The following is a 20,483-nucleotide window of genomic DNA, read 5'->3' as shown; positions in this document are numbered from 1 at the left end:
GGGGGCGAGCGGCATGGATGCCGCGAGAGGCTTGAAGGGCCATGGATGGCCCTTGCAAGCCGACCCCGGAGCGGTGCCGGAGTGAGGGGAGTCGAGCGCAGCGAGACCCGGATGGCGGGGATGCGTTTCTTTTGCTTACTTTTCTTTGCGCATTTCAAAGAAAAGTGAGTCGCCCGAGGGGGCGAAACCCAGAATATCTGAAGATACCCAAAGCGACGTCCAGAACACCAACACAAGCCAACACACAAACTTACCAGTCCGGTATCAAACCCGAATTCACGAAACGCAACACAGAACCTACGGATAACGAACGCCCTAAACCTGCACCTTAGTCACGAACACCAAATGACCGAGCAACTCAGGCCAGTGCGGCGCCTAGGGCTCGCACCAGGCCGATCAACTGCCCTGAATCCCCCTGAACCCTCACCCGCAAACCATCGATCTCACGCCGCATCGGGTAATGCTTGCGTAGCCGGTCGAAGGCCGCACGCCGCGCCTCGGCATCGCCCACCAGGCTGCGGCGAAAATCCGCGTCGTCACGGCGCGGGTCGTACACCGCGCGGCACAGGCTGGCCAGCGCCCAGGTCGGATCGGCACGGCCATCGACGGTGACCTCGCTCAGCCAGGGCGCCGGCAACAGGTCGTCCAGGCGCACTTGCTCGGGCACACCGAGCGCACGGCAACAGGCCTGATAGATCTGCGCCGTACCACGTAGCTTGCCGTCCAGGCTGTAGCCGGCAATATGCGGCGTGGCCAACTGGCACAGGGCGGCCAGCTCGACATCGGCCTGCGGCTCGCCTTCCCAGACATCCAGCACCACCTTGAGGTCAGGGCGCTGCGGCAGCAGCGCGCACAAGGCGGCGTTGTCCACCACCGCCCCACGGCTAGCGTTGATCAGCCAGACGCCAGGTTTGAGCGCAGCCAGGCGCGCCGCATCGAAGAGATGGTGGGTCGTCGCATCCAGCGGCGTATGCAGGCTGATCACATCGCACTCGGCAATGACCTGCTCCAGGGCGACGAAGTCACCGCCTTCAGCAGCATGGCGCGGCGGGTCGCACACCCGTACCTGCCACCCCAGCCCCTGCAGCAGCTCGACCAAACGCCCACCGACCTGCCCGGCGCCCACCACGCCATAAACCCGCGAGGCCGGCCCGACGCCTTCGCGCTCGGCCAGGGTCAGCACGCTGCCCAGCACGTAATCCACCACGCCACGGGCGTTGCAACCCGGCGCACTGCTCCAGGCGATGCCCGCTTCGGCGAAGTAGTCGAGATCCAGATGATCGGTGCCGATGGTGCAGGTACCCACGAAGCGCACCCGACTACCGGCCAGCAACGCCCGATCGACGCGGGTGACCGAGCGCACCAGCAGCAGGTCGGCATCACGCACATCCTGCGCGGCGATGGCGCGGCCCGGCAGACGGCGGATGTCGCCGAAGCCGGCAAAGAACTCATCGAGCAGGGGAATGTTTTCGTCAGCGATTATCTGCATGGGGCGGCTCCAGGACTGAGCCGGCATTGTATGCCAGGGCGGCAGGCGCATGGCAGCGCCACTTTCCTGACCAATGCGTCAAGGCGTAGACTACGCGGTTTTCCGCCTCCTCTCGAAGACACGAAATGCCCAGCGAAAACCGCCTGGGGCGCGTGCGCACGGAACTGCGCAGCCTGCTCGTCCTGGCCACTCCCATCATCATCGCCCAGCTGGCCCATACCGCCATGGGTTTCGTCGACACCCTTATGGCCGGGCGCGTCAGCCCGGAGGATCTGGCCGCCGTGGCGCTGGGCAACTCGATCTGGGTGCCGGTGTTCCTGCTGATGACCGGCATCCTCCTGGCCACCACGCCCAAGGTGGCGCAACGCTTCGGCGCCGGCGAGGAAGCCGCCATCGGCCCGCTGGTGCGCCAGGCACTGTGGCTGGCTCTGGCCGTGGGTGGCAGCGCTGCAGCCTTGCTGTGGAACGGCGAATTCATCCTGCGCGTCATGAATGTCGAGCCACTGCTGATCGACCCCACCATGGGCTATCTGCGCGCAGTGGCCTGCGGCTTTCCAGCGGTAGCGCTGTATCACGTGCTGCGCTGCTACAGCGATGGCCTGGGCCACACCCGGCCAAGCATGGTGCTGGGCATTCTCGGCCTGCTGCTGAACATCCCGGCCAACTATATCTTCATCTACGGCAAGTTCGGCCTGCCGGCCATGGGCGGCGTCGGCTGCGGCTGGGCCACGGCGCTGGTGATGATCTTCATGCTGCTCGGCATGCTGACCTGGGTGAAATGGGCGCCCTACTACCACGCCAGTGCGCTGTTCGCCCATTTCGACTGGCCACAGTGGAGCGTGATCCAGCGTCTGCTGGCCATCGGTGTGCCCATTGGCGTGGCGGTGTTCGCCGAGTCGAGCATTTTCGCGGTAATCGCCCTGCTCATCGGCGGCCTCGGCGCCACCGTGGTGGCCGGCCACCAGATCGCGCTGAATTTCAGCTCCATGGTGTTCATGATCCCCTACTCCCTGGCCATGGCCGCCACCGTGCGCGTCGGCCAGGCGCTGGGCCGTGGCCAGCCGCGCGAGGCGCGCTTCGCCGCCGGGGTGAGCATGGGTACGGCCCTGGCCTATGCCTGCCTGTCGGCCAGCCTGATATTCCTCTTGCGCGAACAGATCGCGCAGATCTACACCCCAGACAAAGCAGTGATTGCGGTGGCGGCGACGCTGATCGTCTACTCGGCGTTGTTCCAGTTTTCCGACGCCATCCAGGTCACGGCCGCTGGCGCCCTGCGCGGCTATCAGGACACACGCATCACCATGCTGCTGACCCTGTTCGCCTATTGGGGCATCGGTCTGCCGGTGGGCTATGCACTGGGGCTGTCCGATTGGCTCGGCGAACCGAGCGGCCCACGCGGCCTGTGGCAAGGATTGGTGGTGGGCCTGACCTGTGCGGCCTTGATGCTCAGCATCCGCCTGGCACGCAGCGCACGCAAACGCATCCGCCGCGCACGCTGAGCGCAGGGTTGGAGGACAGCGCCAGCGGCGCCTACACTGCCGTGATGACGCGCCTTCTCCTGCTGCTCTGTCTCCTTCTGCTCAATGCCTGCACGCCGGGCGACGACGGCCTGGCACTGCAGCGCGATTACCTGCAACGCCTCGATACCGCGCTGCAGGGCGACGGCTTCAGCGCCTTCGAGCCACGCAGCCTGAGCCAGTACCGCCTACCGCCGCGGCGCCAGCGCCTGCTCGAGTTGCCGGAGATACGCATCAGCCTGCTCGATTTGCTGATCGACGCCCACCACTGCCCGCGCCTGCAGCAATTGATCAGCCAACGCAACAGCAGCCTCGGCAAACAACTGGTGCCCAGCCAGCGCCTGGGCTACGAAGGCGACCTGCTGCGCGCCATCGACGCTTGCCTGCCGGCCCTGCCGGCAGATGCCTCGCTGAAGACCACCCTGCAGCAGTTGGCTACGGAAAAACGCCAGCAACTGCCCGCCGTGTTCTGGAACGCACTCAACGGCAGCGCCGAGTTCGAGCACTATCTGCGCTTCGCCGACCAGGCCCTGCCGGCGAACCTGAACGAAGACAGCGCCGCCCTCGACGCCCTGCAGCAACTGGCGCTCATCGGCGCCGGTCTGCCCGAGCAACTGCCGCCCAGCGCCACGAAGCTGGAGCCTCTATTCTTCGCCCTCTACGCCAGCGAGCAAGGCGGGCAACTGATCACCAGCCTGGCCAGCCTGCGCCATAGCCTGGACAGCGGCAGTGACCTGCTGGAGCAGCGCCAGGCGCAACGACCGGTCTGCCCCCAGGGGCGACCGACGCCGCGTGGGCGCATCCTGCAGAACATCTTCGTCAAGTTCTATGCCGGTGGCCTGCAGCCCTACCTGGCTCAGGTGGATCAGCGCGGTCAGCAATGGCGGGCGGCACTGCTGCAATTGCAGGCCATAGAAGGCATCCCGCCAGCCACCGGCGATTATCTGCAGCGCCTGGCCGGCGAGCAGGATTCGTTATGGCAGGCGTTCCGCGCGGCCACGGCGCGTCACATCAAGGCCTGGCAGAAGCTGCTCAATAGCTGTGGCCTGGCGCCTGGGCAAGCGGGGTGGAGTCGCGAGGTGTAACCAGCCGTAGGGTGCGCCGCGCGCACCAATGACCACGGACAAGCCAGGCACAGCACAGGTGCGCATGGCGCACCCTACATGGGGCAGGCTCGGATTAATCGACCTTCTTGCGAATCCAGTACAGGTAGCTGCCATCTTCTTCGGCCTGGCCAAGCAGCTCGTGGCCGAGAAACACGCAGAACTTGGGAATGTCGCGGCGGGTCGAGGGATCGGTGGCGATCACCTTGAGCAGGCCACCCGGGGCCAGATCGCGCACCTTGTTGTGCAGCATCATCACCGGCTCGGGGCAGTTCAGACCGCTGGCATCGAGCAGATCATCATGGTTGAAAGTCAGGGCATCGGACATAGAGGGCTCCACGAACAGGCGCGCATTGTCGCGCAAAGCTGCCCCGCCGGTCACCTTGCACGCACAACCTTGGATGGGCAGCGCAGCCCAGGCATCTACGGCAAGCTGCCTGCGCTCCAGCGGGCCAGGACGGTGCGCACGCCAGCGTCGGGCGGAGCCCGGCGCGAAGCGGGAGCCCGGGCCGGACATCGTCCGCGCCCGGCCTATCAGGCCGTTGAAAAACGTAGGCGAGGCAGCCAGTGCAAGGCAAAAACAGGCGAAAAAGCGCAGTTTACGTGTTGTAAATGAGCATTTTGAGGCTGTTTTTAACGCAGCAATGGCAACGCAGGTAGTTTTTCAACAGCCTGCTATCACTTACCGAGCCGACGCAGGTGGCAGGTCACTTCCTCGCGGTCGTGATAGAGCTGCTTGCAACCGATGCTGACCTTCAGGCCGCGCTCCGCCAGCCCTGCCTCGATACGACTGAGCAAACGCCTGACCTCGGCGTAACGCTGCTTCATCGGTAGCTTGAGGTTGACCACAGCCTCACGGCACAGCCCCTCGCCCAGCCAGGTTTCGATCAACGCGGCGGTGCGCGCCGGCTTCTCGACGATATCGCAGACCATCCAGTGCACCGGATGGCGCGGGCGGAAGGTGAAACCATCGGCGCGCTGATGCACCACGAATCCGGAATACATCAGACTCTCGGCCATCGGCCCATTGTCCACCGCGGTGACACGGATTTCCCGATTGACCAGTTGCCAGGTCCAGCCGCCGGGCGCGGCACCCAGGTCGACGGCGGTCATGCCCGGCGCCAGGCGCTGATCCCACTGCTCACGCGGGATGAAGTGGTGCCAGGCTTCCTCCAGCTTGAGCGTCGAGCGGCTCGGCGCCTCGCGCGGGAACTTCAGGCGCGGAATACCCATCGGCCACATCGCGCTGTTACCGGCCTCGGCGATGCCGGCGAACACCTCGCGGCCACTCTTGAAGGTCAGCAGCAGACGCGGTTTCTTCGCATCGTCCACCAGCTTGCCGGCCTTGCTCAGGGCCTTGCGCAGCGGCGCCTCGAACTTCTTGCAGAACGTCGACAGCTCCTTGCCTTCGTTGCTGTCGAGCACCTCCAGCCACAGGCTGCCGCACACCGGGTAGTCGGCCAGGGCTTCGAGCAACACGCTGATACGGTCGCTTTCCGGCAGGCTGACGAAGGCACCGCGTGCCCACTGCCGAGGGAAGATCAGGCGATTGAATCGGGTCTGAAGCATCAGGCGCTCAGCGCCATCGGCCTCGTTGCAGACGAACTCGGCGCAGGCGCTGCCAGGCTTGCTCTTGGGATAGCCGGCAACCTCCAGTTGTGCGGCGAGGTCGGCCATCTCGGCGCACACCTCGCCCTCGAAACCGGGGCGGCAATGCAGAAACAGGGTATTCATCGAACGGACTCCTTGGGCCGCTCATGATACCCGAGGCGGGAACCTAGAGCCTGCTAACCTGTCCAGTGACTATGTGCCAGCATTGTCGTGACGATGCTGACGCACAGTGAAAGGATAAGGCTGGTCAGGTTCAACATGAGCCTCACAGCCACCGACCACGGCCCTTACCGTGTGGGCCTAAGGAGACGTGCAATGCCCTCCCTCGATAGCCTGAACTGCCGCCGCGAGCTGAAGATCGGCGACACCACCTACCACTATTTCAGCCTGCCGGAAGCCGCCCAGCGCCTCGGCAACATCGACAAGCTCCCCAAATCGCTCAAAGTACTGCTGGAAAACCTGCTGCGCAACGAAGACGGCGAAACCGTGACCGGCAAGGATCTGCAGGCCATGGTCGACTGGCTCGACCAGCGCGCCTCCGACCGCGAGATCCAGTACCGCCCAGCGCGCGTGCTGATGCAGGACTTCACCGGCGTACCGGCAGTGGTCGACCTGGCCGCCATGCGCGACGCCATGGCCAAGGCCGGCGGCGACCCGCAGCGCATCAACCCGCTGTCGCCGGTGGATCTGGTCATCGACCACTCGGTGATGGTTGATCGCTACGCCTCCTCCAGTGCCTTCCACGATAACGTCGAACTGGAAATGCAGCGTAACGGCGAGCGCTACGCCTTCCTGCGCTGGGGCCAGCACGCCTTCGACAACTTCAGCGTGGTGCCGCCGGGCACCGGTATCTGCCACCAGGTCAACCTCGAGTACCTGGCGCGCACCGTGTGGAGCAAGGAAGAGGACGGCATCACCCTCGCCTACCCGGATACCCTGGTCGGCACCGACTCGCACACCACCATGATCAACGGCCTCGGCGTACTCGGCTGGGGCGTCGGCGGCATCGAGGCGGAAGCGGCCATGCTCGGCCAGCCGGTGTCGATGCTGATTCCCGAAGTCATCGGCTTCAAGCTCAGCGGCAAGCTCAAAGAAGGCATCACCGCCACCGACCTGGTGCTCACCGTCACCCAGATGCTGCGCAAGAAGGGCGTGGTGGGCAAGTTCGTCGAGTTCTACGGTGACGGCCTGGCCGACCTGCCGCTGGCCGACCGCGCCACCATCGCCAACATGGCCCCGGAATACGGCGCCACCTGCGGCTTCTTCCCGGTGGACGAGATCACCCTCGGCTACCTGCGCCTGTCCGGCCGCCCGGAAGCCACCGTGCAACTGGTCGAGGCCTACAGCAAGGCCCAGGGCCTGTGGCGCGAAGCCGGCGCCGAGCCGCTGTTCACCGACAGCCTGAGCCTGGATCTGGGCAGCGTCGAAGCCAGCCTGGCCGGCCCCAAGCGCCCGCAGGATCGCGTCTCGCTAGGCCAGGTTCACCAGGCCTTCGACGATTTCGTCGGTCTGCAGCTCAAACCGGCCGCCAAGGAAGAAGGCCGCATGCTCAGTGAAGGCGGCGGCGGTACTGCCGTGGGCGGCGACCAGCAGAGCGGCGGCATCGACTATGAGGACGATGGCCACACCCATCGCCTGCAGGACGGCGCAGTGGTCATCGCCGCCATCACCTCCTGCACCAACACCTCCAACCCCAGCGTGATGATGGCCGCCGGCCTGCTGGCCAAGAAGGCGGTGGAAAAAGGCCTGCAGCGTCAGCCCTGGGTCAAGAGCTCACTGGCACCCGGCTCCAAGGTGGTCACCGAATACTTCGACGCCGCCGGCCTGACGCCCTATCTGGAAAAGCTCGGCTTCGACCTGGTGGGCTACGGCTGCACCACCTGCATCGGCAACTCCGGGCCACTGCGCGAGCCCATCGAGAAGGCCATCGCCGAGGCCGACCTCACCGTCGCCTCGGTGCTCTCCGGTAATCGCAACTTCGAGGGCCGCGTGCACCCGCTGGTGAAGACCAACTGGTTGGCCTCGCCACCCCTGGTGGTGGCCTACGCCCTGGCCGGCAGCGTGCGCCTCGACCTGACCCAGGATGCCCTCGGCACCGGCAAGGATGGCCAGCCGGTGTACCTCAAGGACATCTGGCCGACCCAGAGCGAGATCGCCCAGGCCATCGCCCAGGTCGACACCGCCATGTTCCGCAAGGAATACGCCGAAGTCTTCGCTGGCGACGCGAAATGGCAGGCCATCGAGGTACCCAAGGCCGACACCTATGCCTGGCAAGGCGACTCCACCTACATCCAGCATCCGCCGTTCTTCGAGAATATCGCTGGCGACCCGCCGCGCATCACCGATATACGCGAGGCGCGCATCCTCGCCCTGCTCGGCGACTCGGTAACCACCGACCACATCTCCCCGGCCGGTAACATCAAGGCCGACAGCCCGGCCGGGCGCTACCTGAGCGAGCATGGTGTGGACAAGGCCGACTTCAACTCCTACGGCTCACGCCGCGGTAACCACGAAGTGATGATGCGCGGCACCTTCGCCAACATCCGCATCCGCAACGAGATGCTTGGCGGCGAGGAAGGCGGCAACACCCTGCACGTGCCGAGCGGCGAGAAGCTGGCGATCTACGACGCCGCCATGCGCTACCAGGCCGAAGGCACGCCGCTGTTGATCGTCGCCGGCAAGGAATACGGCACCGGCTCCAGCCGCGACTGGGCGGCCAAGGGCACCAACCTGCTGGGGGTCAAAGCGGTGATCGCCGAAAGCTTCGAGCGTATCCACCGCTCTAACCTGGTGGGCATGGGCGTGCTGCCGCTGCAGTTCAAGCCCGGCACCGACCGCAATAGCCTGAATCTCACCGGCAAGGAAGTGCTGGCCATCGAGGGCCTGGAAGGCGTGGAACTGCGCCCGCAGATGCCACTGACCCTGATCGTCACCCGCGAAGATGGCCAACAGGAGAAGGCCGAAGTGCTGTGCCGCATCGACACTCTCAACGAGGTTCAATACTTCAAGGCCGGCGGCATCCTGCATTACGTGCTGCGGCAGATGATCGGCAACTGATGCACCCGCCCTGCCACCTCGCGTGGCAGGGCTCCTTCCTCCGTCGCAGCTAGGCTGGCTGCGGTCGCGACAAAAACATGACGTCATCGAAAACCTATTACACTCGGTAAAAATGGATCCTGCCCCTCAACTTCGCCGCTCGCCGGCCGACTCAGAGAGGCATAACGATGACGGACAATTGCCCATGCGTAACAATCAGCCGGTCACCCAGCGCGAAAAAACCTTTCCCGCCCAGCAACGCCTGATCTCCACCACCGACCTAAAAGGTCAGATTACCTATTGCAACGACGCCTTCGTCGAGATCAGCGGCTTCTCCCGTGACGAGCTGCAACGTGCACCGCACAACATCGTGCGCCACCCGGACGTGCCGCCCGCCGTGTTCGACCACATGTGGACGACTCTCAAGAGTGGTCGCCCGTGGATGGGCATCGTCAAGAACCGCTGCAAGAACGGCGACCATTACTGGGTCAATGCCTACGTCACCCCCATCACCGAAGGGGACAAGGTAGTCGGCTACGAGTCCGTGCGGGTCAAGCCGAGCGCCGAGCAGGTGCGCCGCGCCGAAACGCTGTACGCCCGGATCAACGCTGGCAAATCGGCCGTTCCGGCCAGCAACCAGTGGTTGCCCATCGTCCAGGCCTGGATGCCTTTCATTCTGGTCAGCCAGATCGGCTTCCTCATCGGCCACTGGATGGGCAGCAACTGGGGCTTCATTCTTGCCGCCTGCCTGTCCGTGCCGCTCGGCCTGGCCGGCATCGCCTGGCAGACCCGAGGCATCAAGCGCCTGTTGCGCATCGCCGAGCAGACCACCTCCGACCCGCTGATCGCGCGCATGTACACCGACAGCCGGGGTGCCGAAGCGCGCCTGGAAATGGCCATGCTCAGCCAGGACGCGCGCCTGAAAACCTGCCTCACCCGCCTGCAAGACACCGCCGAACAGCTCAACCAGCAAGCCCGTGAGGCCGACAGGCTGGCGCACAACAGCTCTGCGGGCCTGGAACGTCAGCGCCACGAAACCGAGCAGGTGGCCACCGCCGTCAACGAAATGGCTGCCACCACCCTGGAAGTGGCCAGCAACGTCGCCCGCGCCGCCATCGCCACCCAGGAAGCCAACCGCCTGACCGGTGAAGGCCGCGACATCGCCACGGAAACCCGCGAGGCCATCCAACGCCTGTCGCAATCGGTGGGCGACACCGGCGAAACCGTCACCCGCCTGGCCCAGGACAGTAACGAGATTGGCAGCGTGGTCGATGTGATCAAAGGCATCGCCGACCAGACCAACCTGCTCGCCCTCAACGCCGCCATCGAAGCCGCCCGCGCCGGTGAGATGGGCCGTGGCTTCGCCGTGGTAGCCGACGAAGTACGCTCGCTGGCCCAGCGCACCGCCGAATCTACTGGGCAGATTCACGGCCTGATCGCCAAGTTGCAACGCACCGCCGAAGAAGCGGTGATGACCATGGAAATCGGCCGCAAGCAGGCCGAAGAAGGCGTAGAGCGCGTATTGAAGGCTGATCAGGCCCTGGCTGGCATCAGCGACGCCGTGGCCAATATCACCGACATGGCCAACCAGATCGCCGCTGCCGCCGAAGAGCAGAGCGCCGTGGCCGATGAGATCAACCAGAACATCACCACCATCGCCCAACTGGCCGACCAGACCGCCGGCGAAGCGCAAAGCACCGCCGAACTCAGCCAGGCCCTGACAGGCACGGCGCAGGGGCAGTATGCGCTGGTGGAGCGGTTCAATCGCTGAAAACAAGAGGCGCAGCGACTAACCGCTGCGCCTTCCCTGCTCCCCGCCCTGCTTTTGTAGGAGCGAGCTTGCTCGCGATATTCCCTACTCCCTTCCGAACCGTGCCGTCCTTCGCGTAATTGCCAATTGCCAGCAGTTATCCGACATGGTGTATAACCTGCCAAACACCCCACCGCCTCGCTGACTCCCGCGAACTAGAGAAAGACTCCGAGAATGGCCAGGAAGGTTATCCCCCAAAAAACAGATGCATGTTATGCACTAGCTGGTGTCTATTTATAACCAGAGGATTGCCCCATGAAATTCAGCGGAGAAATTGATGTCGCCAGTGAAGCCAATCTTTGGATATACCAAATTCCTCGCTGCGTTATCTCAGCAGGGAAAATCAGCTTCGATTTTTTAGGTGTAAAAGACGGCTGTAAATTTACAGGGCACTGCATTGCCAACGAGCGTTCGCCTCAAAAATACTCAGGACTAGGCAAGTTCCAATATGAAGGGTACGAGGCTTACGAAAGCCCTATTGAAGTATTAATAAAATTTGAAGATCCATTCTTGGAAATATCAGGAAAATGGTTTGAAGATGGCGTTGAATACAGAATGAATGGCGAGCTTGAGAAAAGCCTCTAACAATAGCGTCTCGCTCACTGGGACGGATTAAGGCCCGCTCCTTAACCAAACGTTGGAGACCTACGAGAATAATGCGCTACTTCATACCACTCATGACACTATTTATTATTTTACCCGCGCTAGCTGACTGGTTCCATACGCTTGCTCGATATGAATGTAATCAAGCCGCAGATGCTCTGCTGATCTCTTATCTTGGCGCTTACAATGAAGAGGGTGAGGCTCTACTCGCCAAGGCGGGTGAAAACGAGTGGAATCCGTGGAGTTTGCTAGAAATACAGGACGACACCAAAGGCACCTATGTTACAGGCATTAAAAGCATTGAGCGAAGCTGTAAGCTTTCCGATGGGACATATGTATTAGTTATCTCCGGCCAACCTGGAAACACCAATATATTAGGTCACTGTGGAGCCCAAGCAACAGCATCGGTAAAAATAATCAAAAATAACAACCCCATCTACACCGGAAGCTTTGAGAGTGACTGTCACAGCGGCGCCCCCGTAATTACAGAAATAAAGGCCAAACCAAACAACTTAATCAAAATAACAACAACACCAAATAATGAATTTTTCAAGTAACTCTCCAGCAATTGGTTCCATCCGTTCGCCTCGCCCACTCGGGACAGGCTAAAGCCCGCCTTTTAACCAAACGTTAGGCATCTCTATGTACGGTTCAGACACTGAGCGAATCTTTCAAAGCTTTGAAGCCAAACTCGACATGGCGATTACCGAAAGCTTGGATGTGCTAAGTGGAGCCGAACTCGACGTGACTGATGCAAGCAACCGAAATAGGCTTGGTGTTGGTCACGAATCCTCTCGCCTAAGCTGGGGTGTATTCATCGGTGCAAACAAAATGAGGAGCAGGCGCCCGGAACAATGGGCGCTTCGCTTGTATTACGCAGAGCCCTGGAGTCCGAGCGATCCGCAGGTGCTCTACGCAAACTTGGTCAACAGAACCTCCGGAGAAAATAGGAGCGTCAAAGCTCCCGATTTTCTAGAGGCCAAGATTGCGAGCGAGTCTTTCGCCAAGTTCATCATCAGCACAGTTCAGAGCGTTCTGTCCAACTGAACCAGCAAGTAGCCTGGGTAGAGCACAGCGAAACCCGGGGATGATTCAATGGGTTTCGCGTTGCTCTACCCATCCTACGGTGCTGAGTTTCGCCAGTTCCCTAGCGTTAATCGCCCCCGCCTCACCATCCTTAAAGTCAGTTTTCCAGTCTGGCGAAAGTGCTATAGAACAACGGCTGCCTGCAGGTCATGAACCCAGGCTTATCCGTGGCTCCAGCCGGAAACCCTGACGATGACCGAAGACACAGCCCCCCGCATCCTTCACTTCACCTCTGGTGGCGAAAGCTGCACGGCCAGCTTTTATCGCCCACAAGGGGACGGGCCGTTTCCGATCATCGTCATGGCCCATGGCCTGGGCGGCACCCGCGACATGCGCCTGCCCGCCTATGCCGAGCGCTTCGCGGCCGCCGGCTATGCCTGCCTGGTGTTCGATTATCGCCACTTCGGCGACAGCGAGGGCACGCCTCGGCAACTGATCGACATTGGCCAGCAACTGGAGGACTGGAAAGCAGCCATTGCCTACGCTCGCAGCCTGGACGACACGGACGCCGACAGAGTCATCCTCTGGGGCACCTCGTTCAGCGGCGGCCATGTGCTGCGCGTCGCGGCCGATGATGCCCGGATAGCCGCCGTCATTTCTCAGGGCCCGTTCAGTGACGGCCTCTCGTCGAGCCTTGCGATCAGCCCGATGACTTCCGTGAAACTGACCGCCTTGGCCCTGCAAGATCGGCTTGGCGCACTGTTCGGGGCCAAGCCAAGAATGGTCAAGATCGCCGGACACCCAGGGGAAACGGCGCTGATGACCGCGCCCGATGCCTTCGACGGCTACCATGGCCTCGTGCCCGAAGGCGGTACGGTCAACAACTTCGCGGCCGCTCGCTTCGCTCTGGATATCATTCGTTACTACCCGGGCCGAGCCACGAAGAGGATCCAGGCACCCGTGCTGTTTCAGGTATGCAACCAGGACAGCGTCGCCCCGGCCAGGGCCACTCTGAAGCATGCCCAGCGCACGCCGCACAAGGAAATCCGACACTACGACTACGGCCATTTCGATATCTACCTCGGCAGTGCGTTCGAGCACATAATCGAGGATCAGCTCAAGTTTCTGCGGCGCGTCGTTCCCTTGGGATGAGCCGGGTGTCGCAGCCGGGAACCCTGGCACCTCTGAATCCCCCCACGCGAGGTATCGCTCAACCATGAACATCGAAACCCTGGTTGCCTTTTCCACAGTAGCGGGGCTGGCCATAGCCAGTCCCGGCCCGGCCATATTGCTGGCCCTGCGCAACGGCATGACATCGGGGCTAGGCGCCGTGGTCTGGTCATCGCTGGGCAATATCACGGGGCTTTTCTGCTTGTCCGCCGCTGCGATGCTCGGCCTGGGACTCCTGCTGCAATCATCGGCAGTGCTGTTCAGCCTGATAAAGATTCTGGGCGCGCTCTATCTGTTCTACATCGGCATTCGCCACCTGCTAAGTGGCTCCAGGTTGCTCGATGAAAAAGCCGCTCAGGCGGCACAGCGAAAAGCGCGTGCGCCCTACAAGCTCTATCGGGAAGGGCTGCTCCTGGCGGCTAGCAATCCCAAGGCCATTCTGTTCTTCACGGCGCTCTTTCCGCAGTTCATCGATGCCCGCGAAGCCCTGCTACCACAATTCCTCATTCTTACCAGCCTGTTCATGGCTCTGTCCTTCACGGCCCTGCTCACCTATGCCGCGATTGCCACCCGCGCCAAGTCCGCATCGCACCGCCCCGGCTTTGCAACCTGGCTCAACCGTATCGTCGGCGCGGCATTCATTTCCTTCGCGGCCCTGCTGCTCACGCTGCGCCGTCCAGTGACCTAGCCGAAGAGAGATAAAAGGGCAGCAACAACCTCTGGAAAAGCCGCGAAGGCGCCGCTAGAATTGCGCACTTTTTGATCAGAGGCGCCACTCAGGCGCCCTTAGAGGTTAGCCCGCATGTCCAGCGCCACCCCGAAAGTCGGATTCGTCAGCCTTGGTTGCCCGAAGGCAACGGTCGACTCCGAACGCATCCTGACCCAACTGCGCATGGAAGGTTACGAGATCGTGCCGACCTATCAGGATGCCGACGTGGTGGTGGTCAACACCTGTGGCTTCATCGACAGCGCCAAGGCTGAGTCGCTGGATGCCATCGGTGAAGCCCTGGCGGAAAATGGCAAGGTGATCGTCACCGGCTGCATGGGCGTGGCCGAAGACAGCATCCGTGACGTACATCCCAGCGTGCTGGCCGTCACCGGCCCACAGCAGTACGAGCAGGTGGTCAGCGCGGTGCACGAGGTGATCCCGCCGAAGGCCGAGCACAACCCGCTGATCGACCTGGTACCGCCGCAGGGCATCAAGCTCACCCCGCGCCACTATGCCTACCTGAAGATTTCCGAAGGCTGCAACCATAGCTGCAGCTTCTGCATCATCCCGTCCATGCGCGGCAAGCTGGTCAGCCGCCCGGTGGGCGATGTGCTCAGCGAGGCCGAGCGCCTGGTCAAGGCCGGCGTGAAAGAGCTGCTGGTGATCAGCCAGGACACCAGCGCCTATGGCGTCGACATGAAGTACAAGCTGGACTTCTGGAACGGCCAGCCGGTGAAGACGCGCATGCTCGAGCTGTGCGAGGCGCTGTCGTCCATGGGTGTATGGGTACGCCTGCACTACGTCTACCCCTACCCCAACGTCGATGACGTGATCCCGCTGATGGCCGCCGGCAAGCTGCTGCCCTACCTGGACATCCCCTTCCAGCACGCCAGCCCGAAAGTGCTCAAGTCGATGAAGCGCCCGGCCTTCGAGGACAAGACCCTGGCGCGCATCAAGAAGTGGCGCGAGATCTGCCCCGAGCTGACCATTCGCTCCACCTTCATCGTCGGCTTCCCCGGCGAAACCGAGGAAGACTTCCAGTACCTGCTGGACTGGCTGACCGAAGCCCAACTCGATCGCGTCGGTTGCTTCCAGTACTCCCCGGTCGAAGGCGCTCCGGCCAACGATCTGGGTCTGGAGCCCGTGCCGGACGAAATCAAGCAGGAGCGCTGGGAGCGCTTCATGGCGCACCAGCAGGCCATCAGCTCCGCACGCCTGCAGGCCAAGATCGGCCTGGAGATGGACGTGCTGGTCGACGAAGTGGACGGCGAAGGCGCCGTGGCGCGCTCCTGGGCCGATGCCCCGGAGATCGACGGCAGCGTGTTCATCGACTCCACCGCCGTGAAAGCGGGTGACAAGGTGCGTGTGCGCATCGTCGATGCCGACGAGTACGATATGTGGGGCGAACTGGTCTAAGCCCGACCCACATCAAGAGCCCCGCAGCGTGCGGGGCTTTTTTCTTTCCTGCCTGCCCAACGCCTTGCCGGTACAATGCCTTCTTTTTGCTGAGCGCCACCATGATCGAACCCACCCGCCTGTCCAAACGCGTCATCGAACTGTTCGGCTGTTCACGGCGCGAGGCTGATCTGTACATCACCGGCGGCTGGGTGACGGTGGACGGCCAGGTGGTCGAGGCGCCACAGTTCAAGGTGGGCGAACAGCGCGTCGAGCTGCTGCCCGGTGCCAGCCTCGAGCCGGTGGAGCCGGTCACCCTGCTGGTGCATTGCCCGGCCGGCAGCAGCGCCGCGCAGTTGCAGCATCTGCTAGTGCGCGAGAACCACTGGGAAGAAGACCCGCATGCCCAGCGCATCCTGCATGGTCACTTCCTGCGCCAGGAACAGAGCCTGCCGTTGCAGAAGGGTGCCAGCGGCCTGGTGGTACTCAGCCAGGACTGGCGGGCCCAGCGCAAGCTGCGCGAGGACGGCGCCAAGCTGGAGCAGGAGTATCTGGTGGATGTCACCGGCGAAGTGCCGGCCAGCACCTTTGAACGGCTGAAGAAGGGCCTGATCCACAAGGGCACGCAGTTTCCGCCGTGCAAGGCCAGTTGGCAGAGCGAACAGCGCCTGCGCTTCGCCCTGAAGAACCCAGCCCCCGACCTGCTGCAGCAGATCTGCAAGGCATTGGGCCTGCAGATCAAGGCTATGAAGCGTATCCGCATCGGCGGCGTGCCCATGGCCAAGCTACCGGCCGGGCAGTGGCGCTATCTGGGCGAGAAGGAACGCTTCTGAGACACCCGTGTTAGGGTTCAATTCTCACGCACAGGAGAACGTCACGATGCGCACTTGGCTTCTGACCGCCCTGCTCGCCCTCAGCCTGCCCAGCCTTGCCGGGTCGGCGCCTTTCTATCTATGGCAAAGCAAGAGCGACGGCCACCTGACCTGCGCCCAGGTCAGCCCCGGCGAAGGCTGGATCCGCTTCACCGGCCCCTTCCGCGATGCCGGCTGCAAGGTGCTAGTGCCACGATGAAGCACAGCGTCAGCGCGGTGGGCATCGTTCGCTCCTGCTTCAAGGAAAAGTTCGCCATCCCCCGCCAACCGCACCTGGCACCGGCCGCCCGTGGCGTGCTGGAGTTGCTGCCGCCCTTCGACCAGGGCGACGCCGTGCAGGGGCTGGAACAGGTCAGCCATGTCTGGCTGCTGTTTCTCTTTCACCAGGCCCTGGAAGACAAGCCACGCCTGAAGGTGCGCCCGCCGCGCCTGGGCGGCAACCAGTCCGTCGGCGTGTTCAGCACCCGCGCCACCCACCGCCCCAATGGCATCGGCCAGTCGGTGGTGCGCCTGGAACGCGTGGAACCGGGCCGCCTGCACCTGTCCGGCATTGACCTGCTCGACGGCACGCCGGTGTTGGATATCAAGCCTTACGTGCCCTATGCCGATGCCGTGATGGATGCCCGCAACGACATGGCCGATGCGCCGCCGGCGCTGATCGCGGTGGAGTGGCAGGCCGAGGCGCTGGAAGCGGCTCATGGCCATGGCCAACGCCTGGACGAGCCGCTGGTGGAACTGATCGAGCAATGCCTGGCGCAGGATCCGCGCCCGGCCTATCAACAGCCGCAGCCAGAGCGCCGCTACGGTGCACGTTTCTGGGATCTGGACGTGCACTGGCACTACCCCGAGCCGGAGCGCATTCGCGTGCTGGATGTGCAAGTGGCGACAAGGCAAAACGCATGAGGCGTCATTTCGCCCGGCAATGATGCCTGCTTTCTCGGCAGCCAGGCTCTAGGGTGAAGGTCTCAATCGCTCATGAGGCCTTTCCATGCATCCTTACTTCTCCCTGGCCGGGCGCACGGCCCTGGTCACCGGCGGCACCCGCGGTATCGGCCTGATGATCGCCAAGGCCTTCGTCGAGGCCGGCGCCCATGTCTATGTCTGCGCCCGCGACGGCGAAGCCTGCGCGCAGACTGCCGCCGAGCTGTCTGCGCTGGGCCAGTGCAGCGGGATTGCTGCCAACCTGGCCAGCGAGGAAGGCGTGCACGCCCTGGCCAGAGAACTGAGCGAACGCATCGAGCGCCTGGATATCCTGGTCAACAACGCTGGAACCACCTGGGGCGCCCCGCTGGAAAGCTACCCGGCCAAGGGCTTCGAGAAAGTCATGCAGCTCAACGTCACCTCGGTGTTCGGCTGCATCCAGCAACTGCTGCCGCTGCTGCGCAAGGCCGGCTCGGCAGAGCGACCGGCGCGAGTGATCAATATCGGTTCGGTGGCGGGCATCAGCGCCATGGGCGAGCACGCCTATGCCTATGGCCCGAGCAAGGCGGCCCTGCATCAGTTGTCGCGCATGCTGGCCAAGGAGCTGGTGAGCGAGCACATCAACGTCAACGTGATCGCGCCGGGGCGCTTTCCCAGCAAGATGACCCGCTTCATCGCCGAGGACGAAGCGGCCCTGGCTGCCGATACGGCGCTGATCCCGATGCAGCGCTGGGGCCGCGAAGAGGAAATGGCCGCGCTGGCGCTGAGCCTGGCAGGCAGCGCCGGTGCCTACATGACCGGCGCGATCATCCCCATCGACGGCGGCTTCCACCTGGGCTGAAGATCAGGTGCGGAACTGCCGCACCAGCCCCTGCAACTCCACACCCAGGCGCGCCAGCTCGGCACTGGAAGCGGCGGTCTGCTCGGTGGCCGTCGCACTCTGCTCGCCGATGTCGCGCACGCGGGTCACGCTCTCGTTGATGGTCTCGGCTACCGCGCTCTGCTCCTCGGCAGCGGCGGCGATCTGCTGGTTCATCTGTTCGATGGTGCTGACCGACTGGGTGATGCGCGCCAGAGCCTCACCGGCCTGGCCGGCCAGGGCCACGGTGCGCTGGGTCAGGCTACGGCTGCTCTCCATCTGCTGCACGGCACCCTTGGCCATGCGCTGCAGGCTGCCGATCAGTGTTTCGATTTCCTCGGTGCTGTCCTGGGCACGTTTGGCCAAGGCCCGCACCTCGTCGGCGACCACGGCGAAACCGCGCCCCTGCTCACCGGCACGCGCAGCCTCGATGGCCGCGTTGAGCGCCAGCAGGTTGGTCTGCTCGGCTACACCGCGAATCACCTCGAGCACGCTGCTGATGCGGCCGCTCTCCTGATCCAGAGCGGCAATGGCCTCGGCCGATTGCTCCACCTCGGTGGCCAGGCTGTGCACCTGATCCACCGCCTGCTGCACCACATCGTTGCCCTGCTGCGCTTCGCGATCGGCCTCCTTCGCTGCATGCGAGGCCATCTCGGCGTTGTGCGCCACCTCCTGCACCGTCGCAGCCATCTGATGCATGGCGGTGGCGGTCTGCTCGGTTTCCAGCTTCTGCGTCTGTACCCCAGCGCTGGTCTGCGCGGTGATGGAAGAGAGTTGCTCGGCAGCGGCGGCGATCTGCCCGACACCACCGCCAATGCGCCCGACCAGGGTACGCAGGCTGCTGGTCATGCCCTGCATGGCGGCGAGCAATTGGCCCAGTTCATCACGACGGTTCTGTGGGATGTCCTGGCTGAGGTCACCGGCGGCAATGCGCTCGGCGAAGCCCACGGTCTGGCGCAGGGGCACGACGATCAGGCGGGTGATCAGCAAGGCCGCACACAGGCCCAGCACCACGGCAGCGATACCCATGCCACCGAGCATCAACTGGGCACGGCGACTGTCGCCCTGCATGCTCTCCTCGGCGCTGGCCTGGGCAGCATCGGCCAGGCCGATGACCGACCGGGCACGCTCGATCATGGCGTCTTCGGTGGCTTTGTTCTGCGCCCGCAGTTGCTGGTAGTAAAGGAACGAACGCTGATAGGTGGTCAGCGCCTGCAAGGCCGTCTCGATCGAGGCCTTCTGCTCGTCGTCGAGCCAGACCATCAGGCTGCGTGCGACGTTCTGCAGGTCTTCGCTGAGGTAGTTCCACTCCTCTAGTGCCTCGGCCGAGCCGTCGATGATGTACAGGCTTTCCTGGCCGCGCAGGTCGAGCATGCGCTTGCTCAGGCCGGAGGCGGTTTCGGCCAGGGTCAGGGGGTCGCTACCACGCAGATTGTCGCCCTGCAGGCGCAGCTCGCGCACGGCATCGTACATGCCCAGTTCGATGGTCTCGAACTGATCGCGGGCCTCACCAGCCGCAGTGCGCATGTCGGCACGCGCCTCACGGGCCTTGCCCTGCAGATCGACATAGCTGTCGAACTGCTGCATGTACTCGCCGAGCGCTTGCTGCATGGTCTGCACGCGTGCAGCGTCCAGGGTCTTCGACTGTATCAGGCGCTCCAGCGAGTTCTTCACCACGCTCAGGCTCTTGCGCACGCGCTCGGCATTCTCGGCAGTCGGCTCGATAGCGAAATTGCGCTCCAACCGACGTGCCTCGAGTACCTCGATGTTCACTTCGGCCAATTGTCCGACCTGATGATGCCCTTGCAGCACGGCCTGCACGGCAAGAAAGCCGATGCCCGTCATGGCAGCAGTGAGCAGCAGTACCAGGCCGAAGCCACAGATCAGTTTCTTGCCAACGGAAAGATTGGCCAACAAGCGAATGGCAGGCTCTAACATAAATACTCCAAGACTCTTTTTATTCTGGTGAGGCCTCGTCGAGGAGGCCAAGGATTTGCCAAAGCAAGCCTTGCGCCAGACATGAGGGATGCCCGTCATTTGGATATCGGCCGCAACTCAGCACGCATGAGTCGATGATGGCCTGGCACCTGCCCAGCACCGCCCACCGGCAACAATTCGCTCATGGCCCACCAGCGCCTGGCGGTTTTCCGCCGTCAAGATAGTTACGGAGCGCAAAAAGCTCATCGTACTTTCAGGGGGAATGCCTGGTTGATACCGGACTGGCAATACGATTTTGGTTTTTCAGGCGTCTGTTCCGAATTGCCGCGTTTTTGTTGATGTTTTTTGTTTCGCCCTCCCGGGCGAGTCACTTTTGACGGGTGTATGGACCGGACACATGGTGGACAGGTGTGCGGGGACATGG

The 20,483-nt window shown here is 63.1% G+C and carries 18 protein-coding genes and 1 pseudogene; 14 read left to right on the top strand and 5 right to left on the bottom strand.

Translation table 11 applies throughout. The features are described from left to right. Nucleotides 1-358: 358 nt before the first annotated feature. A complete protein-coding gene (pdxB, locus tag ACSVIK_RS24820) occupies nucleotides 359-1,489 on the bottom strand; it encodes a 4-phosphoerythronate dehydrogenase PdxB (RefSeq protein WP_442446805.1) in 1,131 nt (376 codons plus the stop codon). 125 nt (nucleotides 1,490-1,614) lie between these two features. On the opposite strand from pdxB, the gene ACSVIK_RS24815 reads away from it, so the two are divergent. After that, entirely contained in the window at nucleotides 1,615-2,988 is a 1,374-nt protein-coding gene (locus ACSVIK_RS24815) for an MATE family efflux transporter (RefSeq protein ID WP_442446804.1), read from the top strand. Nucleotides 2,989-3,032: 44 nt separating this feature from the next. Next, nucleotides 3,033-4,091: a DUF3080 domain-containing protein gene (locus tag ACSVIK_RS24810; RefSeq protein WP_442446803.1), complete on the top strand. Its 1,059-nt coding sequence runs from the start codon at nucleotides 3,033-3,035 to the stop codon at nucleotides 4,089-4,091. 94 nt (nucleotides 4,092-4,185) lie between these two features. On the opposite strand, the gene tusA is transcribed toward ACSVIK_RS24810, so the two are convergent. Both tusA and rlmM read right to left on the bottom strand, forming a co-directional pair. Further along, entirely contained in the window at nucleotides 4,186-4,437 is a 252-nt protein-coding gene (tusA, locus tag ACSVIK_RS24805; RefSeq protein WP_442446802.1) for a sulfurtransferase TusA, read from the bottom strand. Nucleotides 4,438-4,787: 350 nt separating this feature from the next. After that, entirely contained in the window at nucleotides 4,788-5,843 is a 1,056-nt protein-coding gene (gene rlmM, locus ACSVIK_RS24800) for a 23S rRNA (cytidine(2498)-2'-O)-methyltransferase RlmM (RefSeq protein WP_442446801.1), read from the bottom strand. 192 nt (nucleotides 5,844-6,035) lie between these two features. Between rlmM and acnA the strand changes: the two genes are divergently transcribed. The 12 genes from acnA to ACSVIK_RS24740 all read left to right on the top strand — a co-directional run bounded on the left by acnA (nucleotide 6,036) and on the right by ACSVIK_RS24740 (nucleotide 18,103). Beyond that, nucleotides 6,036-8,777 (top strand): aconitate hydratase AcnA, encoded by a 2,742-nt coding sequence (acnA, locus tag ACSVIK_RS24795; protein ID WP_442446800.1) that lies wholly within the window; start codon nucleotides 6,036-6,038, stop codon nucleotides 8,775-8,777. A 184-nt stretch (nucleotides 8,778-8,961) separates the two neighbouring features. Then, nucleotides 8,962-10,527: a methyl-accepting chemotaxis protein gene (locus ACSVIK_RS24790; RefSeq protein ID WP_442446799.1), complete on the top strand. Its 1,566-nt coding sequence runs from the start codon at nucleotides 8,962-8,964 to the stop codon at nucleotides 10,525-10,527. Between the two features lie 294 nt (nucleotides 10,528-10,821). After that, the gene (locus ACSVIK_RS24785) at nucleotides 10,822-11,151 is read left to right on the top strand and encodes a hypothetical protein (RefSeq protein ID WP_442446798.1); all 330 of its coding nucleotides are present in this window, start codon (nucleotides 10,822-10,824) and stop codon (nucleotides 11,149-11,151) included. A gap of 71 nt (nucleotides 11,152-11,222) precedes the next feature. Continuing rightward, nucleotides 11,223-11,726 carry a hypothetical protein gene (locus tag ACSVIK_RS24780; protein ID WP_442446797.1) on the top strand — a complete coding sequence of 168 codons (504 nt, stop codon included), beginning with the start codon at nucleotides 11,223-11,225 and terminating at the stop codon, nucleotides 11,724-11,726. An 85-nt stretch (nucleotides 11,727-11,811) separates the two neighbouring features. Beyond that, entirely contained in the window at nucleotides 11,812-12,216 is a 405-nt protein-coding gene (locus ACSVIK_RS24775; RefSeq protein ID WP_442446796.1) for a hypothetical protein, read from the top strand. Between the two features lie 231 nt (nucleotides 12,217-12,447). Further along, nucleotides 12,448-13,347 carry an alpha/beta hydrolase gene (locus tag ACSVIK_RS24770; protein WP_442446795.1) on the top strand — a complete coding sequence of 300 codons (900 nt, stop codon included), beginning with the start codon at nucleotides 12,448-12,450 and terminating at the stop codon, nucleotides 13,345-13,347. A 64-nt stretch (nucleotides 13,348-13,411) separates the two neighbouring features. Continuing rightward, nucleotides 13,412-14,053 carry a LysE family translocator gene (locus ACSVIK_RS24765; RefSeq protein WP_442446794.1) on the top strand — a complete coding sequence of 214 codons (642 nt, stop codon included), beginning with the start codon at nucleotides 13,412-13,414 and terminating at the stop codon, nucleotides 14,051-14,053. Nucleotides 14,054-14,167: 114 nt separating this feature from the next. After that, nucleotides 14,168-15,490 (top strand): 30S ribosomal protein S12 methylthiotransferase RimO, encoded by a 1,323-nt coding sequence (gene rimO / locus ACSVIK_RS24760; protein ID WP_442446793.1) that lies wholly within the window; start codon nucleotides 14,168-14,170, stop codon nucleotides 15,488-15,490. 101 nt (nucleotides 15,491-15,591) lie between these two features. Then, the gene (locus ACSVIK_RS24755; RefSeq protein WP_442446792.1) at nucleotides 15,592-16,302 is read left to right on the top strand and encodes an rRNA pseudouridine synthase; all 711 of its coding nucleotides are present in this window, start codon (nucleotides 15,592-15,594) and stop codon (nucleotides 16,300-16,302) included. Nucleotides 16,303-16,348: 46 nt separating this feature from the next. Continuing rightward, nucleotides 16,349-16,540, top strand: coding sequence for a hypothetical protein (locus ACSVIK_RS24750; RefSeq protein WP_442446791.1), 192 nt, complete (start codon nucleotides 16,349-16,351; stop codon nucleotides 16,538-16,540). Continuing rightward, on the top strand, nucleotides 16,537-17,244 hold the full coding sequence (gene tsaA, locus ACSVIK_RS24745) for a tRNA (N6-threonylcarbamoyladenosine(37)-N6)-methyltransferase TrmO (RefSeq protein ID WP_442446790.1): 708 nt from the start codon (nucleotides 16,537-16,539) through the stop codon (nucleotides 17,242-17,244). Before ACSVIK_RS24750 ends, tsaA begins: the two co-directional genes overlap by 4 nt. Nucleotides 17,245-17,329: 85 nt before the next feature. Next, nucleotides 17,330-18,103 carry an SDR family oxidoreductase gene (locus ACSVIK_RS24740; protein ID WP_442446789.1) on the top strand — a complete coding sequence of 258 codons (774 nt, stop codon included), beginning with the start codon at nucleotides 17,330-17,332 and terminating at the stop codon, nucleotides 18,101-18,103. Nucleotides 18,104-18,106: 3 nt separating this feature from the next. Here the strand turns inward: ACSVIK_RS24740 and ACSVIK_RS24735 are convergent, their stop codons facing one another. Together ACSVIK_RS24735 and ACSVIK_RS24730 are read right to left on the bottom strand one after the other, a co-directional pair. Continuing rightward, nucleotides 18,107-18,970, bottom strand: a complete 864-nt coding sequence (locus ACSVIK_RS24735) for a methyl-accepting chemotaxis protein (RefSeq protein WP_442446806.1) — start codon at nucleotides 18,968-18,970, stop codon at nucleotides 18,107-18,109. Then, nucleotides 18,965-19,150 (bottom strand): annotated as a pseudogene (locus tag ACSVIK_RS24730) (HAMP domain-containing protein); the annotation flags it as partial. The gene ACSVIK_RS24735 and the pseudogene ACSVIK_RS24730, both read right to left, overlap by 6 nt. Nucleotides 19,151-20,483: the final 1,333 nt, after the last annotated feature.

Source organism: Pseudomonas sp. NCHU5216 (genome assembly GCF_052156495.1).
In the GTDB taxonomy this organism is placed as follows: domain Bacteria; phylum Pseudomonadota; class Gammaproteobacteria; order Pseudomonadales; family Pseudomonadaceae; genus Aquipseudomonas.
Note: the sequence above shows the minus strand (reverse complement) of the source record. Positions and strands in the feature narration are given on the sequence as shown.

Coding starts and splice junctions, on each gene's coding strand:
- pdxB (WP_442446805.1), bottom strand. CDS start 1,489: ATGCAGATAATCGCTGACGAAAACATTCCCCTGCTCGATGAGTTCTTT.
- ACSVIK_RS24815 (WP_442446804.1), top strand. CDS start 1,615: ATGCCCAGCGAAAACCGCCTGGGGCGCGTGCGCACGGAACTGCGCAGC.
- ACSVIK_RS24810 (WP_442446803.1), top strand. CDS start 3,033: ATGACGCGCCTTCTCCTGCTGCTCTGTCTCCTTCTGCTCAATGCCTGC.
- tusA (WP_442446802.1), bottom strand. CDS start 4,437: ATGTCCGATGCCCTGACTTTCAACCATGATGATCTGCTCGATGCCAGC.
- rlmM (WP_442446801.1), bottom strand. CDS start 5,843: ATGAATACCCTGTTTCTGCATTGCCGCCCCGGTTTCGAGGGCGAGGTG.
- acnA (WP_442446800.1), top strand. CDS start 6,036: ATGCCCTCCCTCGATAGCCTGAACTGCCGCCGCGAGCTGAAGATCGGC.
- ACSVIK_RS24790 (WP_442446799.1), top strand. CDS start 8,962: ATGCGTAACAATCAGCCGGTCACCCAGCGCGAAAAAACCTTTCCCGCC.
- ACSVIK_RS24785 (WP_442446798.1), top strand. CDS start 10,822: ATGAAATTCAGCGGAGAAATTGATGTCGCCAGTGAAGCCAATCTTTGG.
- ACSVIK_RS24780 (WP_442446797.1), top strand. CDS start 11,223: ATGCGCTACTTCATACCACTCATGACACTATTTATTATTTTACCCGCG.
- ACSVIK_RS24775 (WP_442446796.1), top strand. CDS start 11,812: ATGTACGGTTCAGACACTGAGCGAATCTTTCAAAGCTTTGAAGCCAAA.
- ACSVIK_RS24770 (WP_442446795.1), top strand. CDS start 12,448: ATGACCGAAGACACAGCCCCCCGCATCCTTCACTTCACCTCTGGTGGC.
- ACSVIK_RS24765 (WP_442446794.1), top strand. CDS start 13,412: ATGAACATCGAAACCCTGGTTGCCTTTTCCACAGTAGCGGGGCTGGCC.
- rimO (WP_442446793.1), top strand. CDS start 14,168: ATGTCCAGCGCCACCCCGAAAGTCGGATTCGTCAGCCTTGGTTGCCCG.
- ACSVIK_RS24755 (WP_442446792.1), top strand. CDS start 15,592: ATGATCGAACCCACCCGCCTGTCCAAACGCGTCATCGAACTGTTCGGC.
- ACSVIK_RS24750 (WP_442446791.1), top strand. CDS start 16,349: ATGCGCACTTGGCTTCTGACCGCCCTGCTCGCCCTCAGCCTGCCCAGC.
- tsaA (WP_442446790.1), top strand. CDS start 16,537: ATGAAGCACAGCGTCAGCGCGGTGGGCATCGTTCGCTCCTGCTTCAAG.
- ACSVIK_RS24740 (WP_442446789.1), top strand. CDS start 17,330: ATGCATCCTTACTTCTCCCTGGCCGGGCGCACGGCCCTGGTCACCGGC.
- ACSVIK_RS24735 (WP_442446806.1), bottom strand. CDS start 18,970: ATGACCAGCAGCCTGCGTACCCTGGTCGGGCGCATTGGCGGTGGTGTC.